Here is a 19,665-nt window from a genome sequence, read left to right as displayed (position 1 = left end):
AAGCGATCATACTGTGCATTTTTATAGTCTAGATCATTCTCTTGCATTTGTAGCGATGCTTGTGATGCACTCAATGAGTCTTCTGCCACAATTTCAATGTCTTGATAATATGGAATCACGCCTAAAACTGGCACTTTGCATAAGTCTTCAATCATTTTCACGCCAGATTCAAAAAACTTCATATCTCCACGGAATTTATTAATAATGATTCCTTTAATATATGATCGCTCTTCTTCGGGGAGCAACATAATTGAGCCATATAAGCTCGCGAAGATTCCGCCACGCTCAATATCAGCAATCAAAATAATATTAGCTTTCGCATAGATTCCCATTGCAATATTCACCATATCTCGATCTTTCAAATTCAACTCTGAAATACTGCCAGCACCTTCCAAAACCATTGGTGAATACTGCGCTGCTAAACGATCATAAGCACGATGCGCTTCATCTCGCAGATGCAACCAGCCTTCCCCACGGAAATATTCATAAGCATTTTTAACACCCAATGATTGGCCTAATAACAACACATTACTTTGATGATCCGCCGTTGGCTTCAACATAATAGGATTCATATCCACAATTGGTGCAATACCTGCAGCTTCTGCTTGTGTCGATTGCGCAATCGCCATTTCTGCACCATCATCCAATATCACACTGAAATTCGACATATTTTGTGCTTTAAACGGCGCAGGCTGATAACCATCTTGCTTAAAAATACGACAAAAACCTGTTGTAATCACACTTTTGCCAACATCACTGCCTGTACCCACAAACATAATTGGTGCTAGTTTTTTCATATTATCCTCTTCTACTCATCAAATATGCCAAAGCTTCTTGCAAGTCATCCATTAAATATTGCACATCGCTTGCACTCAATGGCTGATAACCGAATGAAACACCGATCATATCGACATTTGCTAATCGTGCAGCTTCTCGATCATCCAGTGAATCACCAATCATCACAGCATTTTTTGCATCAACATTCAGTGTTTGTAATGCTTTTAACAATAGATCAGGCGCTGGTTTATGCACACCATCTTGCCCTGCCATGATCACATCAAAATATTCATAAACACCTAAAGATTTCAATAATGCATCAGTCAGTTCATTTTTCTTATTGGTGATTAAAGCAATCCAAATATTGCGCTTTTTCAATGCATTCAATAATTCTAATGCACCTTTGGATAAAATAGTTTGCTCACAAATATGCGCTAAATAATAAGCTTCGTATTCATCTGCTAAAGCTTGAGTTAATTCATCAGTAATGCGATCTAAGTTATTCGCTAAGCTTTCTTGCAATGTTCTCTCAGCTAATAACCAGACACCATCACCAATGTAATGCTGAACATTTTTATCATCAATGGCAGGTAAACCCAAGCTTTTTAACCCATATTGAATCGCCGCAATACGATCTGGCAATGTGTTCACCAATGTGCCGTCTAAATCTATCAATACAGCTTTAATTTTAGAATCTTTCATACTTTCTTCACTATTATCTTTTCAGCTCAAGTTTACAGATTTTCTAGTGAGCTTGCAGTGCTAGTTGTATCATTCCAATTTACAGAGTTCCATAATTGAAACAATAATTGACTATTTGATGATTTATAATAGATTTAACCTCTCAATTATTCCAAAAAGGAAACAATACTATGAACAACTACAAAATCTTACGCAGTGAAGATCGTGGCTATGCTTCTCATGGATGGTTAAAGAGCCATCATTCCTTTAGCTTTGCCAATTATCATAATCCTGAATGGGTTCATTTTGGTGCTTTGCGCGTCATCAATGATGATGTTGTGGTTGGCGGTCGCGGTTTTGGTTCTCATCCACACGATAATATGGAAATCATCTCCATTCCGTTATCAGGCGATTTAGCACATAAAGATAGCAATGGTAATGAAAAAGTCATCCAAAGTGGCGACATTCAAGTGATGAGCGCTGGCACAGGCATTGTTCACAGCGAATACAATGCTAATGCAGATACAGATGTAAATTTCTTACAAATTTGGGTCTTCCCAAATGAGAAAAATGTAGAGCCACGCTATCAACAAAAAACCATTAATTTTGATCAAAGCCATAATAATTTCCTCACATTATTATCACCTGATCGTCATGCTATCGATAGCGTTTGGATCCATCAAAATGCGTGGTTCTCATTGGCAACCATTGATGCAAATACAACTGTGCAATATCAAAAGCATGATGCAAACAATGGCACATACATTTTTGTTTTAGAAGGTGATACAACTGTACGTGATGAAAAACTCAATACAAAAGATGCAATCATGTTTGATGATTTGGCAGAGTTTACGGTTACCACACGCAACAATGCAGCCAAAGTCTTAATATTAGAAGTTCCGATGAATTTCTAAAATTTCAAAACCATGCTGATTGCGTTTGAAACGGATATTTAAATCCAAAATTGCAACACCGTAAACACGATCATAATCTTGATGATATGGCGGCAAAGGATTCTGAGCAATCACAGATTGAATCAGATCCTTTGCTTTTTCATTTAATAAATTAAATGCCATTTGTGCAGATTGATGAATACTTACAGCCATATTTTCAGGTGCTTCATTGGCAAATAGAGATTTCGCTTCTTCGATACTATCCGTAAAAGGAATATAGGGCTTAATGTCATAAATGGGCGTGCCATTCACAAGATCATGGCCTTCCACTGTGATCACCACATTCTCATAATCAACGGACACAATTTTCACCGCAGACAAACCTAAGCCATTCGGGCGATATGGGCTGCGAGTTGCTAATACACCCATTTTTTGGTTGCCACCTAAACGCTGCGGGCGAACTTTTGCATCGCCCTGCCATTCATTTTGATGAAAACCAAAAATCAGCCAAATATGGCTATAATTATCCAATCCATCCAAAAAATCCTTGGATTGATAAGGCGGAATTAATTTAATTTGAGCTTCTGCTGATGATACAAGCCTTGCTTGGCGAGGAATGCCAAATTTTTCAGGATAGCATCCCTCAATGATCGCAATCGGTTCAATGTTCATTACAATGGATATTTAGCTAAAAACTCTTCTTCATTCATCACTGTAATACCCAACTCTTCTGCTTTAGCTAATTTAGAACCTGCTTTTTCACCTGCCAATACAACTGTCGTATTTTTAGAAACAGAGCTAGCGACTTTTGCCCCCAGTTCAATCAAGCGATCTTTAATGCCATCACGAGAAAAATGTGCGAGTGAGCCTGTTGCCACCCAAGTTTCACCTGATAATGGTAAATCCCCCGCATTAGCAATTGGCTCTGGATATTGAATGGATAAAAAGTCTGTCAACCGCTGCAATAATTGCTGATTAGCTTCATTTTGGAAAAATTCCACTAAATGATTAGCCATTACAGGACCAATATCGTCGATCTTTTGAAAATTTTCTGCGGTTTCATTTTGTAATGCTTCTAACGACTCATAATTCTTCGCCAAAACTCTTGCTGTTGCTTCGCCCGTTTCACGAATTCCTAAAGAATAGAGAAATGCACTGAATTTTGGCTGTTTGCTACTTTCAATACTTGCCAAGATATTATCAGCGGACTTTTCACCCATTCTTGGCAATTCTAACAATTGAGTTTTTTGTAATTCATACAAATCGGATGGATCTTCCACCAAATCTTCATTCACAAAAATTTCCAACCATTTTTCGCCTAAACCTTCGATATCCATTGCTTTACGAGAAACAAAATGTTTTAGGCGCTCAATGCGCTGTGCTTTACAACTGAATCCACCAGTACAACGGGCAACTGCTTCACCTTCCACGCGCTCAATGGGCGAATCACACACAGGGCAAGTCGTTGGGAATAGAATTGAGCGAACATTTTCACCACGATGTTCTAACACGACACGAACCACTTGCGGAATCACATCACCTGCACGGCGAATCATCACTTCATCACCAATCATCACTTGCAAGCGATTAATTTCATCCGCATTATGCAAAGTCGCATTTGAAACCATCACACCTGCAACATTTACAGATTCTAAACGGGCAACTGGTGTGATTGAGCCTGTTCTACCCACTTGGAAATCTACATCCAATACAGTTGTACGCGCTTCCATGGCCAAAAATTTATGGGCAATCGCAAAACGTGGCGCACGAGACACAAAACCTAATTTATCTTGCAGTGCGTATTGATCCACTTTGTAAACCACACCATCAATCTCATAAGGTAGTTGATCGCGCTCTGACAAGATCTTCTCTTGATAAGCAATTAAATCATTCACATTTTTTGCACTCTGATTCAATGGACAAATTGGCAACCCAAATGTTTGCAAACCTTTGAGTGCTTCAGAATGCGCTTTAAATTCGTTAGGATTATTCTCAATGACACCAATCCCATAAGCATAAAAACTTAATTGGCGTTCTGCTGCAATTTTAGAATCCAGCTGGCGAATACTGCCCGCAGCTGCATTACGAGGATTAGCAAATGGCTTTTCATTTTTCTTTAAGCGCGCTAAATTTAACTTTTCAAACACCGATTTACGCATAAAAGCTTCACCGCGCACCTCCAAGCGCTTAGGAAAACTTCCTGTTAAAACCAAAGGAATACTTTGAATCGTTTTAACATTTTCTGTCACATCTTCACCTTGCACACCATCACCACGAGTTGCGGCGCGGACTAAACGTCCATTTTCATACAGAATACTGATGGCCAATCCATCCAATTTCGGCTCAGCCCAATACGTCAATTGTGTCAATTCATCTTGTGTTAATCTTTCGCGAATGCGTTCGGCAAATTTTTTAACATCTTCTTCATTAAAAGCATTATCTAACGATAACATTGGCATTTCATGCGTAATTTGATTAAATTCTTTCAAAATCATACCGCCCACTTTTTGAGTGGGTGAATTGGGCAAAATCAATTCAGGATATTCGGCTTCCAATGTTTTCAATTCTAAAAACAGCGCATCAAACTCTGAATCTGTTAACTCAATCTGATCTAACACATGGTAATTATAATTTTGTTGATTAATCTCCGCCACTAATTCTGCAATGCGAGCTTTCACTGAATCACTCATGTCTTTTCCCTAATTTAATAATCTTTAACCCATAAAAAATGTTCTTAAAAGCATTTTTAAGAACATTTTTCGTTATACTTTAATGATGTTGCTCTATTAGCGATGCGCTCGGTGCTTAGCCCAAGCTTGTTGTTCAATCTCGCTTGTATCTGCTAGCAATTGTTGAACATAATTTTGATCCACAGGGCGCTGATTTTCATCCAACAAAGTTCCGCCCATTTCTTGACCAAAATACGCAGCCGCTTTCAGCATATATTGCACAGTATTCATCTGTGCATCTGGCCCTGGAATTTGCGCAAAAAATAACAAACCAGGAATTTCTGCTGTTAAAATTTCAGGATCATTAAAACTACCTGGATGAATCATATGTGCAATGCTGTACATTGGTTCATCACCTAAATATGTTGTCACAATTTGTTGTAGAAAACCTTCGCCACCCACCATCAGTTTCAAGTCTGCACCAATTTCTAAAATTTCTTGACCCGAATAAGGCTGATCTTCTGGCGCTTTCAAAATTAATGCAACTGTACGAATAGGCGATGGTCTACCAAGATCATGGCTTTCACCTTGATTGTCATCTTCTTTTGCACCCAATAAAGATTCTTTCATCCGTGCAAAAAAACTTTTCTTTGTTGTTTCTGATACAGCAGATGCTTCTGGCAATACATTATCTTCATCAAAGAGATCATAATTATCGTTCTTTTTCTCTTCTTTGATTTCGACAGATTTTGCAGGCTTTTCCGTCACAGCAACAGACACCTTTTCTTCTTCATGATAATCATCACGATCATCATACTCTTCTTGATCTTTTGGTAACTCCTGTTGACTGAACTCAGAAAAACTGCCGTCAATATGCGGTTCTATCCGATCGCTTTCTTCTTCATCAATTTGTTTTTTAAGCACAAACCAATAGACAATACAGCCAATGATGATAATGAGTAAAATAATAGATCCTATTGATCCGATCATATTTGTGTCCTTATTCGCGTTTTTTATGTCTGATAAAGATAATAATCAAAGCCCTATCATACTAAAAAATTAACCTTTCAACTATTTAATCTTACTTTTTTGCTTGATCAATGCCCACAACTGTCGCGGTTAAACGATCAAACAACGTCTGGTTCAAACCACGTTTATCATAAGCACCCATGATAAAAATACCGATCAAAACAAATAATCCTATAATATTCAAAATGATAGACAGAATAAAAAAAGCAACGATGATGAATACCTGACGAAGTGCAGCTTGTCTAATCAGCATTTGTGGTGAAACCAAAGAATAGACTCTAATGCGAAATAATTTTTTACCCAAACTAGCCTGATATTTACTGTCCATCAACCCAAAATACAAAACTTGCACAGCAAAAACAAAAAACATGATCTGCATAATCACATTGGCAAACTCAGCATTACCCATATAACTATCTAAAATATTTCTCATATCATCTTGTGTTGCCGCATTATTAATTGCCAATGACAATTCATGAATTTGAGTAGTATTAATCAAACCTAATGGCGCCAAAATTAATTCCAATAGTAAATTGGCAATAATCATACAGATGATCAAATCCAATGCATAAGCCATGAATCGCTTACCCATTGGTGCAGGTTTTACATGTACAACAATTTTTTTTACAGGTTCTTCTTGAACATCTTTTAATGTTTGTTGAATTTTTTCAAAAGCTTCTTCTAACAGTTGCTCCGCCTCTTTTTCAACATTCTCAGCTTTTTTTGCCACAGAATTCAATGGTTGGATATGCACAATCAAACCCAAGCCACCTAAATAATCACGAATATATTCAGCTTCTTCTAAGGTTGCTTCTTTTTTAACAACTATTTTTTCACCTGAAAACCATGCAGTAAAAAAATCATCTTCTTTTTGATAAGCACCTGCAAGTGCTCTAACAGCCATTGCTTGTGAATGTCCTTCCTTCAATTCACCACAAAATAGTGCCTGATATTTCGTTTGTTCCACTGTGTATCCTTACAATTAACTTGGCTGAGAATCGCCCCATTTATCCATGAGGTTATGTTCTATATTCAACTGATCTAAAATTCTTGCCACCATAAAATCAATGATATCTTCAACAGTTTTTGGCATGTGATAAAAACCTGGATTTGCAGGCATTACAATCGCCCCTGCTTCCGTCAACGTTAACATATTTTTTAAATGTATGGCATTGAATGGCGTTTCTCGCAAAACTAAAATCAAAGGTTTGCGCTCTTTCATCATCACATCAGCAGCACGCTCAATCAAGTTATTGGATTGCCCTGTTGCCACAGCACTTAAAGAACCTGTTGTTGCGGGCACAATTACCATTGCTTTCGATGCATTCGAACCCGAAGCCATCGGCGCACTCCAATCTTCCACACCATAAACTTCCACTAAAGATGAATCATCACATTTCACCAAAGAGAGCAAACGTTCTTTTTGCACTTGTGGTTGATTACCCAACTGAACATCCATCTCCATCGCAAATACCAAAAGCGCAGCTTTACTGATGACAATATTTAATGGATAACCATAAGATAGTAATACTTCAATTAAACGCAAGCTATACTGGACGCCAGAAGCGCCCGTAATCGCAATAGAGATTCGCTCTTTCTCTTTAAATTTAGGCATGCTCGATCTCTTTTAAATCGTTCTCTGCAAAGTCATACGATTTACCACAGAATTCGCATGTCACACTCACTTTACCCTCTTCTGCAACGATCTCTTTCAATTCATCCATTGATAATTGCTTCAACATACCGATTGATCGTTCGCGTGAGCATTGGCAATGAAAATGTAGTGCTTCTTCATCAAATAAGCGAATGTCATCTTCAGAATATAAACGGTACAATAATGTTTGCGTATCTAATTCATTCAACTCCTCTGCTGTTACCGTATCTGCTAAATGGCAAACGCGATTATAGGCATCTTCATCTTCCATTTCACCAGGAATACGCTGCAATAATAAACCACCTAATGTAGATTCTGTATTGCGTAGAAATAAGGATGTTTTCAACTGCTCCGATGTTTCAAAATAACGCTCAATGGCCGCACTAATCGAATCATCAATCAACGGAATTACACCTTGATAACTGCTTTCAATTGAACGCGCATTTTCAATAGTGATCACAACTCGCCCACCTTCTGTCAACTCTTTGAAAGTTGCATTTTCAGGCAAATCATCCTGATAAGTTGCAGTTGCACGAAAACCACCATCGTGTGTGATCTGTACAACCAACATATTCAAAGCACCTGTTGCTTCTATCTGAAGCGTCATTTTGCCTTCAATTTTGATGATTGCACTCAACAATGCAGCTGTTGCAACCAATTCACCTAAATATTTTTTAACAACTTCAGGATATTCACGTCTTTCTAAGACTTCTTGCCATGAAGTTGTTAACTTGATGCGCTCACCGCGAATTGGAAGGTTATCAAATAGAAAACGTTGTAACATGTTTGCATCATTTTGCATGATCTCACCCTGAAGTTGCACTTGTAAAAAGGTAAGTATACTACATCATTTCCGTTTTCGGTTTAGTCACATGCACACTTAATATTCGACGATCATCCACTTCTGTGACAGTGAATAGATAACCTTTGAGTTCCAATGAATCGCCAACAGCAGGAACATTATCAAAGATGTCGACTAACAATCCGCCCAAAGAGCTGTAATCATCCTCTTCATCCACTAAACCACGAACACCTAAAGTTTGCTCCACTAAGTGAAGATCACATGAGCCAGCCATATTCCACTCATTTTCACCTAAAGTTTCGATGGATGCTGTTTCATCTTCATCAGGGAACTCACCAGCAATCGCTTCGATAATGTCTAACAATGTAATCACACCATGAATTGAACCAAAATCATCTGTTACAATCACCATATGCGCATTGGTATGACGGAAAATATCCATCATTTTCAATACAGTTGTGGAACGATGAGAGTAAATTGCTTGTTTAATAGTATTTTCACGATCAATTTCGCCCGTTGTCATTAAATCAGAAATGACATCTTTAGCACGCGCAACGCCAATCACTTCATCTAAGCTACCATCGCACACAGGGAAATAGTTATGAGGAATCTCTTTGACTTGCGCTAAAATTTCCTCTTTAGAATCATGAATATTGATCCATGAAATATCATTTCTTGGTGTCATAATCGAGCGAATCACACGATCACCCAATGTTAAAACGCCGCTCACCATATTGCGTTCATCTTTACCGAAAAGCTCTTCCAGCTCAGAATCAATCTGCTTATCTTCAGCCTCTTCTTCTTCAAGCTCCTCTGATTTGTCATTGGTGCCTAACATTTTTAATACTAAATTGGCTGCACGTTCACGACGAGAGTATTTACTCTCTTGCTTTAAGAGATTGCGATTAATGAGCTGATTAATGAGCTCAATGAATACAGAAAAACCAATCGCAGCATAAATATAGCCTTTTGGTACTTCTACGCCAAAACCTTCCATGATTAAGCTCAAACCAATCATCAATAGGAAGCTTAAACACAATACAACGATTGTTGGATGACGATTCACAAAATCAGTCAATGGACGCGCTGCAAATAACATTAACGCCATAGAAATTGTCACAGCTGTTACCATTACCCATAAATGTTTTGCGATACTTGTTGCTGTAATCACCGCATCAAATGAAAACACAGCATCTAATACAATGATTTGTAAAACGATCGGCCAGAACTTTGCATAGCCTTTAGATTTCCCTTCAACCAGCACACCGCCTTCGATGCGCTCATGCAATTCTTTCGTCGCTTTTTGTAACAAAAAGAATCCACCAAAAATCAGTATCAAATCTCGGACAGAAAATGCATGATTAAAAAAAGGATCTGTAAATATTGGATTGGTCAGAGTGATCATCCATGTCATCACCGAAAGTAAACCAATACGCATTAACAGAGCAAGCGTTAGCCCTGTTATTCTTGCCTGATTTCTTTGATGAGGAGGAAGTTTATTAGAAAGAATCGCTATGAAAATTAAGTTATCAATACCCAAAACGACTTCTAGAACGACTAAAATTATAAGCGAAACCCATATCGACGGGTCCAGCAGAACTTCCATATATTTCCTCGACAATGACAAATGAAGGGTATAATGTGCAACACTTTCTTTTTGAACGCAAATACTTTTACAATACTTCACATTTTTAATCCGTGATTTGGAGAGATCAAATTCGTATGACCAAAGCAGCACCAACCGCTCACACGCCTATGATGCAACAATATTTAAGCATCAAATCATCCTACCCAAACATGCTACTTTTTTACCGAATGGGGGATTTTTATGAACTGTTCTTTGAAGATGCTAAACGAGCTGCAAAACTTCTCGACATTACATTAACAGCGCGTGGACAATCAGCAGGTGAACCCATTCCAATGGCTGGCATTCCACATCATTCTTCTGAGAGTTATTTGGCAAAACTTGTGCGCGCTGGGGTTTCTGTTGCCATTTGCGAACAAGTGGGCGAAGTCCCTGCAAAAGGCCCTGTTAAACGTGAAGTCGTGCGTGTATTAACACCAGGCACATTAACAGATGAGTATTTATTAGACACAAAAAAAGATAATCAAGTAGCTGCGATCGCATTTGCCAATGATAAATGGCTATTGTCTTGGCTGGATTTATCGAGTGCGCGTTTTATGTTGACTGATCCCTTATCAGAATCAGAATTGCTTTCAGAGTTGATCCGATTACAACCCTCTGAACTCATTGCACCAGAAGAATTGGCCATTCCCGAATCCATTTCAAAAATGACAATTGTGCAAAAATATCCTGATTGGCATTTTGATTTAGCACGCAATACAGAAAAATTATTGAGCCATTTCAAATTAAACTCTTTACAAGGCGTTGGTTTAACGAATGATTCTTTACCAATCATGGCAGCTGGTGCCCTGCTCACTTATGCCAAAGAAACACAAAAAAGTGAACTTGAACACATTACAACTTTGCACATCGAACACATTGATGATGCATTAATTTTAGATACAACCACACGCAAAAACTTAGAAATCGAACGTACTTTAAGCGGCGGCAACGATCACACATTGAGAAGCTTAATTGACCATTGCCAAACACCAATGGGCTCTCGTTTATTATCTCGTTGGCTCAATCGTCCATTACGTGACCAACGAATATTGAATCAACGTTTAGATTTAACAGAAAGCGTAGAACATCACATCAGCACATTAAAACCTTTATTAAAACAAATTTCTGATATTGAACGCTTAACCACGCGAATCTCTCTGAAATCAGCTCGCCCACGGGATATGATTCAACTCAAAGAGAGCCTAAAGCAGATGCCCGCTTTGACAGCAATCATCCAGCAATCAGACACAATCCAAGTGATCAATCCTGATTGGTTGCAAGATCTCACAACACAACCTGAACTGGTTGATTTGCTTGAACGCGCCATCATAGATGAACCGCCTGTGTTAATTCGTGATGGCGGCGTGATTCGTCAAGGTTATAATGCTAAATTAGATGAGTTATTAGCACTCAATCATGAAGGTAAAAATTTCCTTCTACAATTGGAAGAAGATCAAAAGAAAGTCACTGGCATTGCGCAACTTAAAGTTGGTTATAATCGCGTACACGGTTATTACATTGAAGTGCCTACACAATTTGCGGATAAAATGCCCACAGAATATGTGCGCCGCCAAACGCTCAAAGGCGTTGAACGCTACATCACACCAGACTTAAAGCAATTTGAGAATAAAATTCTCCATGCAAAAGAAAACGCCTTAGCACTTGAAAAACAACTCTGGGATCAATTACTCAATCAACTCATTCCTCATGTGACAGCACTGCGTTTATTGAGTGATGCCATTGCGCATGTTGATATATTCACAAATTTTTGCGAGTTAAAAAACACATTGAATTGGCACCGCCCACAATTCAGTCAAAACATTGGCATTGAGATCACAAATGGTCGTCATCCCATTGTGGAATCCACGATTTCACATCCCTTCATTGCCAACAGCACATCATTAACACCCAATCAGCGCATGCAGATCGTAACTGGACCAAATATGGGCGGTAAATCTACTTACATGCGCCAAACGGCTTTGATCACCCTGCTCGCTTACATTGGTTCGTTTGTACCTGCTGATGCTGCCGTTTTAGGGCCTGTGGATCGTATATTTACACGAATTGGCGCACAAGATGACCTTTCATCAGGGCAATCCACATTCATGGTGGAAATGCTCGAAACTGCAACGATCCTCCATTATGCGACAGCGAAAAGTTTAGTCTTAATGGATGAAGTTGGGCGAGGCACATCAACTTTGGATGGATTATCACTCGCTTGGAGCGCAGCCGTTTACTTAACAACACAATTAAAAGCACTCACAATATTTGCAACACACTATTTTGAAATGACAGAACTTGAGAATCTCTACCCTGAAATAGTGAACTTGCATTTAGATGCGGTGGAACATAAAGATCAAATCATCTTTATGCACGCAGTAAAAAAAGGTGCTGCCTCCAAAAGTTATGGTTTACAAGTGGCGGCGCTTGCTGGCATTCCACCTAAAGTCATTGATATGGCAAAAGGTAAATTGAATGAGCTCGAGCATTCGTTTGCTGCTGCAACAACCCAACATACTCAGAGCGTGCCGCAAGCACAGACGCAATTATCTTTATTTGAAGAGTCCCTTCATCCCGTCATTGAGCAACTGAAAGAGATCAACATCAATGATCTCACGCCGAGAGATGCTCTGAATTTACTCTATGAGTTAAAAGATAAAATTTAATCTCAATATAATTTTCTGCTAAAGCCAAGGTTTTGAATCCTTGGCTTTTTTCATGAAATAGACATATTTAGCATATATGATTCATTTGAAAACAGCGCCTGAGCATGCTAGATTTTGAGCCAAACCATGAATGATTCACCAAGGAGAAATCGAATGATTAGCCACAAAGTTTTACTTGGCATTGCCGCATTTACCGATGAAATGATCGACATTCGCCATCAAATCCACCGCCACCCTGAATTAGGCTATGAAGAGTTTCAAACTAGCCAACTCGTTGCATCTTTATTGGAAAAGTGGGGTTACAAAGTAACGCGAGGGTTTGCAAAAACAGGCATTGTAGGGCAACTTAAAAATGGTGAAGGCCCAACCATTGGCTTACGCGCAGATATGGATGCACTGCCACTCACAGAAAACACAAATTTACCTTATGCCAGCGAGATTACAGGAAAAATGCATGCTTGTGGTCATGATGGCCATACAACAACGCTTTTAACAGCTGCACGTTATTTAGCTGAAAATAGAAACTTTCAAGGCACAATCAATGTGATTTTTCAGCCTGCTGAAGAAGGACATGCGGGTGCTGAAAAAATGATCCAAGACGGTTTATTTGAACAGTTCCCTTGCGATGCGATCTTTGGATTCCATAATTGGCCAGGTTTTGAAGCAGGCCACTTTGCTTTTCATTCTGGACCAAGCATGGCTTCTGCAGATACAGTTAAAGTGACAATTCACGGCAAAGGTGGACATGGCGCAATTCCTCATTTAAGCGTTGATCCTGTTGTTGTGGCATCTTCCATCATCATGGCTCTACAAACCATCGTTGCCCGTAATGTTAATCCTTTGGAAACCACTATTATTACAGCAGGTACAATTCATGCGGGCACAGTGAGCAACATCATTCCTGATGAAGCACATATGGAGCTTACGGTGCGTAACTTGAATCCTGAAATCCAAGATCTTGTAGAGCAAAGAATTAAAGATACGATCGAATTCCAAGCCAAAAGTTATGGTGCAACTGCAAAAGTTGAGTATATTCGTGTTTATCCTCTATTGGATAATTCCGTAAGAGAGACTGCATTCGCTGAAGCCGTGGGCCGTGAGTTTTTAGGTGATGATTACATCATTCAAAATTTCAAACCCATTACAGCCAGTGAAGATTTTGCATTGATGCTACAAAAAGCACCAGGTTGCTATGTTTTTGTCGGTAATGGCTTAGAAGGTACACATGGTTGTTCTTTGCACAATCCAAACTATGATTTCAATGATGAAATTTTACCTGTGGTTGCATCCTATTGGGTGAAATTGGTCGAAGCATATCTAAAACCGTAAGATCAACTGTCGCGAGCGACATTTTTTGTGGTATTGTAATCAAGCGACAAAAATCGCAGCTAAGTTTTAAATGTGAGGTCATAAAAGAATGATAGACAATACAACAACTTCACCAATTTTGCTGTATGGCACCAGCGATTGTCATTTATGTGAAGAAGCCATGGATATACTCAAAGAAAATGGGATTACTTATGAGTTTATCGACATCGCTCATGACAAAAATCTTGTCGAACAACTCGGCTGGTTCATTCCTGTCATAAAGTTCCAAGATACAATGATCAAAAGCCCGATTTCTTGGGATACAGTTTTACCTGAAATCAAAAAATCTCTGAACATCTAACCATAGATTGGTCAGATAAATTAATCATAAGCTCGTCTTGTAAAGCGCCACCTGATACTGTTGGCACATAAGAGACGAGCTTAATCACAGAGTGCTGTAAAACAATATCATCTTCAATAGCAAACTGCTGTAATGCGGATAATATCAGCCTTGTACACCATTGAGCATTGTATAAACCCACCGTAATGTGCGGAAAATAATCAATATTATCATCCATAGGATCTGCTTTACGCAATAAACCATTCAAGCGCCCTAAATCGCCTTGATGATCCAATACTTCAAAGCCTGGCGCGATGGCATAGCTGATCAATACATTACGAATCGTACAGTCAAGCACCGATAAATCCAACGATAAAATATTATCAACATCTTGCATTAATGATGCTGCATCATAATCATCAGCGTTATTTTTTTCAGGCATTAAAAAACCACACGGTGCTAATGTTATGTGTGGTTTTCGATAATAATGCGATATCAAATAAGGTGATAAATGTTGCTGTGCTTGACAATATCGCTGTAAAAACACCTCATCATCCAACTCAAGCACCCAAACGCCATATTTCGTACGACCTTTATGCCAATCATAAAAGTCTTCTTCCATTGGGCCAAATGTTTGGGAATACTTGAGAAGTTCAGAATACATTTATATCGTATGCTCTATATTTAAGCGCTTAGCTTCCCACTTGCGTGATTTCCAACGCCAAGCATTCACTAAGCCACGAATCCATTCATCGCATAAAAAGCCGATCCATATGCCTAACAATCCCATTTCCAATACAAAACCACAATAGTACCCTACAGGAATCGCAACGCCCCACATAAAGACTAACGCTGCATAGAATGGGAATTTTGCATCACCTGTTGCACGCAATGCATTCACCATCACAATATTTTGTGTTCGCCCAGGTTCTAACAATATAGAAATGGCAAAGAGTGACAGCAACAACTCTGTGATGACTTCATCATCGGTAAAACCATCCACCACGTAATCACGCATCAGATAAAAGATCACAACAATCAGAAATGTCACAATCATCCCAATCTTTAAGCTTTTGAAAGTACGCTTATAAGCGCCATCAAAATTCGATCCGCCCACTAAATGCCCGACTAAAATCTCATTACCAATGCTAATGGATAACGCAAATAGCATTAACATATAAGTTAATTGCAGATAAATATTATGTGCTGCCAATGCATCCTCGCCAAGCTTACCGACAAAAGCAAGCATTACTAGCATTTGTGCTGTCCACGATAAGTTTTCACCCGCAGATGGCAAGCCAATCTTTAAAATTTGCTTTAAAATCCCTTTATGAAACTGGAAGAACATCCGCCATTCCAAGGTAATTTTAATGCCAAAAAACAAAAGGTAAAACAACAATGCAACGCCAACCATTCGACCAAGAAGCGTTGAAAATGCCACACCTGACAAACCAATTTGTGGGAAGCCCAATACGCCATATAAAACAAACACATTGCCCACAACCGTCACTATATTCATGATCAACGAAACATACATGGGTGCTTTAGAATAACCATATACGCGCAAACAAGACGCTAATACGATGGCAATCGCCTCAAAGATCAAACAAATGCCCATGATATGGAAATAATCATAGGACATATCCAAAATATCTTCGGGCGTATTCATTGCGATCAATAAGCCATAGCCGAAAAACCAGATGACCAAAAATGTGATGATGCCCAGTAACGCATTTAACGTGATGGAGATGTGAATGGCTTTACGCGTCACCTCTCGATTGCCTGCACCTAAATATTGTGCCACCACAATGCTACAACCAACACCAATGAAGTTTAAAATGGCAATGCTTGTTTCAAAGAACTGATTACTAGCCGCCGTTGCAGCCACCATTTTCATTGAGACATGACTGATCATCCATGTATTAATTAACAAGGTGACAATGTGCAAAAAGATATCAATGAAGATCGGCCAGCTGATGGAAAAAAGAGATCTTTCCGCCACGCTATGAGTTTGAGAGGATGACATAAATTTTTACTGAGCTTATAAAATGGCGCATTATATACTGTTTTGGCTTTAATGATATAATTGAGTGATCAACATCACAATATATTTTAATGTCATAAAGGAAAAAAAATGAGTGAAGCACCAGCAGCACGTCCCAATATTTTTGCATGCGCCATTGGTTGGTTATTTTTAGTGATCGTCAGTTTTGTATTTTCACGACCATCTTTATTATTTCCGATCTCTTTTATCCCTGTGATTACAGTTTTACTCTCTTATGCACTTTATAATGAGCATCCTTCTTTCAGAAGAATTGCTTTTGGCATTGGCGCATTATCATTCTTCTTTAGCGCATTCACTTTTATCTCATCTTCTTACTTAGATATTCTGCCAAACAACCTATTAAACCTAGAATTTAATTACGGTTTTATGTTGATTTTAACCACATGGTTATTTGTTGTCATCAGCGGCACAATCACAACAGTATTCATATTGATTAAGGTCATTCATAAACATTCATCTGCAATGCTCATGCTATTAACCAATTTCATCGTATTTCTTGCGGGTTTTTATTACCTTCGTTGGTTTATTCCGTACATGTTGCAAGGCTCGTGATTTTCTGAAACAATACTGCAAGAAAGAAAGGGATAATGAAACATTATCCTTTTACTTTTCAGGGGTAAACATATATTTACATTAATAAATATACCTTAACAATAAAATTGCACAAAACAAGGATATTTCACACATTAATTGCGCATACATGTAAATTTATTCAATAAAATCGAAAAGAAAACTTCAGAAAAAGAATATAATAGTGGTCAGGTTAATCAATTTTCCTACAACAAAATTTTACCTTTAATTAGGAGTTATTATGAAAAACAATAATACACACAACATCTCAAACTTTGATCTTGCATGGCGTGATTTTAAAGGCACACAATGGCGAGAAAAAGTAGATGTTCGTGACTTCATACAAAACAACTATACGCCGTATGAAGGTGATGACTCTTTCTTAGCAGGTCCAACACAAAGAACAGAACAATTATGGAAAGAATTATCTGCCTTATTGGCTAAAGAACGTGCTTGTCCAGGCGGTGTTTTAGATGTTGCAGACAATGTGGGTTCGCGCATTGATGCATTTGGTCCTGGTTATATCAATAAAGATTTAGAAAAAATCGTAGGTGTGCAAACAGATGCGCCGTTAAAGCGTGGTTTGTTCCCAAACAGTGGTTTCCGTTTAGTTGCAAACTCTTTAGAAGAGATCGGCCGCACATTAAATCCTGAATTGGAAGACATTTATACCCATTACCGCAAAGACCACAACCAAGCAACATTTGATATGTACAACTCAGTCATCCGTGCTTGCCGTTCTTCTGGCGTCATCACAGGTTTACCAGATGCTTATGGTCGTGGCCGAATCATTGGTGATTATCGTCGTGTTGCGCTGTATGGCATTGACTTCCTAATGAAAGCCAAAGAAGCTGAAAAGGCAGAAACTGATAACTGGGAATTCAACGAAGATACTTTACGTTTGCGCGAAGAGATGTCCGAGCAAATTCGTGCGATGGGCGAATTAAAAATGATGGCAATGTCTTATGGCTTTGACATCAGCCGCCCTGCTGAAACAGCACAAGAAGCGATTCAATGGACATACTTTGCATATTTAGCAGCAACTAAAGAACAAAATGGTGCTGCGATGTCATTCGGCCGTGTTTCAACATTCTTAGATGTTTATATTGAGCGCGATTTACAAGCAGGCAAAATCACAGAGTCAGAAGCACAAGAATTAATTGATGATTTGGTGATCAAATTACGCATCATCCGTTTCTTACGCACAGAAGATTACAACCAATTATTCTCAGGCGATCCAACTTGGGTGACTGAATCAATCGGCGGTATGGGCAAAGATGGCCGTACATTGGTTTCTAAAAACAGCTTCCGTTTCTTACACACTTTGTATAACTTAGGGCCAGCACCAGAGCCAAACTTAACAGTTCTATGGTCAACACAATTACCCAAAGGCTTCAAAGATTTTTGCTCTAAAGTTTCCATTGAAACAAGTGCAATTCAGTACGAATCAGATGATCTCATGATGCCAAAATGGGGCGATGATTATGGCATCGCATGCTGTGTATCTGCAATGGCAATCGGTAAGCAAATGCAATTCTTTGGTGCGCGTGCAAACTTAGCAAAAGCATTGTTATACGCAATCAATGGCGGTGTGGATGAAAAATCAGGCAAGTTAGTTGCAAAAGGTTTCGACGCAATCACTGACGATGTATTAACATATGACAAAGTAATGCCAGCTTATGACAAAATGATGGATTGGTTAGCAGAAACTTATGTGAAAGCATTGAATGCTATCCACTATTCTCATGATCGTTATGCTTATGAGCGCATTGAAATGGCTCTGCATGATCGTGACATTCTCCGCACAATGGCTTGTGGTATCGCAGGTTTATCTGTCGCTGCGGACTCATTGGCTGCCATTAAATATGCAAAAGTTAAACCTGTTCGTAATGAGCAAGGTGTTGCAATTGACTTTGCAATCGAAGGCGACTTCCCTGCTTACGGTAACAATGATGAACGTGCAGATGAAATTGCAGTCATGTTAACTGAATCTTTCATGAATAAAGTGAAAGCACAGAAAACATATCGTAATTCTGTACCAACACAATCTGTATTAACCATCACATCTAACGTTGTTTACGGCAAAAAAACTGGTAATACACCAGATGGCCGCCGCGATGGCGAACCGTTTGCGCCAGGTGCGAATCCAATGAATGGCCGTGATACTTCTGGTTTCGTTGCAGCAGGTGCTTCAGTTGCGAAGATTCCTTACGAAGCAGCATTGGATGGCATCAGCTGGACAGCATCAGCAACGCCAGGTGCATTAGGTAATACATTGGCAGACCGCGTGAATAACTTATCAAACTGCTTAGATGGTTACTGTGGCGCTGATGGCTTCCACATCAACGTGAACGTATTTGATCGTGATACATTAGTGGATGCAATGAATCATCCTGAAAAATACCCACAATTGACAGTGCGCGTATCAGGTTATGCTGTTAACTTCATCAAGTTAACTAAAGAGCAACAAATGGACGTTATTAACCGTACATTCCATATGAAAGCATAATATACTGATCATGGTATAAATATGGGGCATACTACGGTATGCCCTTTTATTGCGACAATAATTATTAAAGGTGAC

The 19,665-nt window shown here is 38.9% G+C and carries 16 protein-coding genes and 1 pseudogene; 6 read left to right on the top strand and 11 right to left on the bottom strand.

The window, feature by feature from the left end; all coding sequences use genetic code 11:
* Positions 1-70: 70 nt before the first annotated feature.
* Positions 71-797: pseudogene (locus ACA100_RS07985) on the bottom strand (cobyric acid synthase); the annotation flags it as partial.
* A 1-nt stretch (position 798) separates the two neighbouring features.
* Positions 799-1,479, bottom strand: coding sequence for an HAD family hydrolase (locus tag ACA100_RS07980; RefSeq protein WP_481077177.1), 681 nt, complete (start codon positions 1,477-1,479; stop codon positions 799-801).
* A gap of 170 nt (positions 1,480-1,649) precedes the next feature.
* On the opposite strand from ACA100_RS07980, the gene ACA100_RS07975 reads away from it, so the two are divergent.
* The gene (locus ACA100_RS07975; protein ID WP_481077176.1) at positions 1,650-2,372 is read left to right on the top strand and encodes a pirin family protein; all 723 of its coding nucleotides are present in this window, start codon (positions 1,650-1,652) and stop codon (positions 2,370-2,372) included.
* On the opposite strand, the gene tsaA is transcribed toward ACA100_RS07975, so the two are convergent.
* From tsaA to ACA100_RS07940, 7 genes are all read right to left on the bottom strand, one after another.
* Entirely contained in the window at positions 2,349-3,023 is a 675-nt protein-coding gene (gene tsaA, locus ACA100_RS07970) for a tRNA (N6-threonylcarbamoyladenosine(37)-N6)-methyltransferase TrmO (RefSeq protein WP_481077175.1), read from the bottom strand. The genes ACA100_RS07975 and tsaA overlap by 24 nt on opposite strands.
* On the bottom strand, positions 3,023-5,041 hold the full coding sequence (gene ligA, locus ACA100_RS07965; RefSeq protein ID WP_481077174.1) for an NAD-dependent DNA ligase LigA: 2,019 nt from the start codon (positions 5,039-5,041) through the stop codon (positions 3,023-3,025). Before ligA ends, tsaA begins: the two co-directional genes overlap by 1 nt.
* Before the next feature lie 96 nt (positions 5,042-5,137).
* Entirely contained in the window at positions 5,138-6,010 is an 873-nt protein-coding gene (locus ACA100_RS07960; RefSeq protein WP_481077173.1) for a cell division protein ZipA C-terminal FtsZ-binding domain-containing protein, read from the bottom strand.
* A 91-nt stretch (positions 6,011-6,101) separates the two neighbouring features.
* Positions 6,102-7,016: an RDD family protein gene (locus tag ACA100_RS07955; RefSeq protein WP_481077172.1), complete on the bottom strand. Its 915-nt coding sequence runs from the start codon at positions 7,014-7,016 to the stop codon at positions 6,102-6,104.
* Between the two features lie 15 nt (positions 7,017-7,031).
* Positions 7,032-7,664, bottom strand: coding sequence for a UbiX family flavin prenyltransferase (locus ACA100_RS07950; protein WP_481077171.1), 633 nt, complete (start codon positions 7,662-7,664; stop codon positions 7,032-7,034).
* The gene (hslO, locus tag ACA100_RS07945) at positions 7,657-8,505 is read right to left on the bottom strand and encodes an Hsp33 family molecular chaperone HslO (protein WP_481077170.1); all 849 of its coding nucleotides are present in this window, start codon (positions 8,503-8,505) and stop codon (positions 7,657-7,659) included. The genes ACA100_RS07950 and hslO overlap by 8 nt, the downstream gene beginning before the upstream one ends.
* Before the next feature lie 40 nt (positions 8,506-8,545).
* On the bottom strand, positions 8,546-10,111 hold the full coding sequence (locus ACA100_RS07940) for a TerC family protein (RefSeq protein ID WP_481077169.1): 1,566 nt from the start codon (positions 10,109-10,111) through the stop codon (positions 8,546-8,548).
* Positions 10,112-10,227: 116 nt separating this feature from the next.
* Between ACA100_RS07940 and mutS the strand changes: the two genes are divergently transcribed.
* From mutS to ACA100_RS07925, 3 genes are all read left to right on the top strand, one after another.
* Complete coding sequence (gene mutS / locus ACA100_RS07935; protein WP_481077168.1) at positions 10,228-12,798, top strand: DNA mismatch repair protein MutS; 2,571 nt, start codon at positions 10,228-10,230, stop codon at positions 12,796-12,798.
* A gap of 153 nt (positions 12,799-12,951) precedes the next feature.
* Positions 12,952-14,127: a M20 aminoacylase family protein gene (locus tag ACA100_RS07930; RefSeq protein ID WP_481077167.1), complete on the top strand. Its 1,176-nt coding sequence runs from the start codon at positions 12,952-12,954 to the stop codon at positions 14,125-14,127.
* A gap of 88 nt (positions 14,128-14,215) precedes the next feature.
* A complete protein-coding gene (locus tag ACA100_RS07925; protein ID WP_481077166.1) occupies positions 14,216-14,467 on the top strand; it encodes a glutaredoxin family protein in 252 nt (83 codons plus the stop codon).
* Here ACA100_RS07925 and ACA100_RS07920 read toward each other — a convergent pair.
* A complete protein-coding gene (locus tag ACA100_RS07920) occupies positions 14,445-15,110 on the bottom strand; it encodes a 2'-5' RNA ligase family protein (RefSeq protein ID WP_481077165.1) in 666 nt (221 codons plus the stop codon). The genes ACA100_RS07925 and ACA100_RS07920 overlap by 23 nt on opposite strands.
* The gene (locus tag ACA100_RS07915; RefSeq protein ID WP_481077164.1) at positions 15,111-16,472 is read right to left on the bottom strand and encodes an MATE family efflux transporter; all 1,362 of its coding nucleotides are present in this window, start codon (positions 16,470-16,472) and stop codon (positions 15,111-15,113) included.
* A gap of 108 nt (positions 16,473-16,580) precedes the next feature.
* Between ACA100_RS07915 and ACA100_RS07910 the strand changes: the two genes are divergently transcribed.
* Both ACA100_RS07910 and pflB read left to right on the top strand, forming a co-directional pair.
* Positions 16,581-17,063 (top strand): hypothetical protein, encoded by a 483-nt coding sequence (locus ACA100_RS07910; protein WP_481077163.1) that lies wholly within the window; start codon positions 16,581-16,583, stop codon positions 17,061-17,063.
* 259 nt (positions 17,064-17,322) lie between these two features.
* On the top strand, positions 17,323-19,590 hold the full coding sequence (pflB, locus tag ACA100_RS07905) for a formate C-acetyltransferase (protein WP_481077162.1): 2,268 nt from the start codon (positions 17,323-17,325) through the stop codon (positions 19,588-19,590).
* Positions 19,591-19,665 lie beyond the last annotated feature (75 nt).

Source organism: Wohlfahrtiimonas sp. XWW7, from assembly GCF_056716055.1.
The sequence above is the reverse complement of the archived record's forward strand: the minus strand, read 5'-3'. Positions and strand labels throughout refer to the sequence as shown.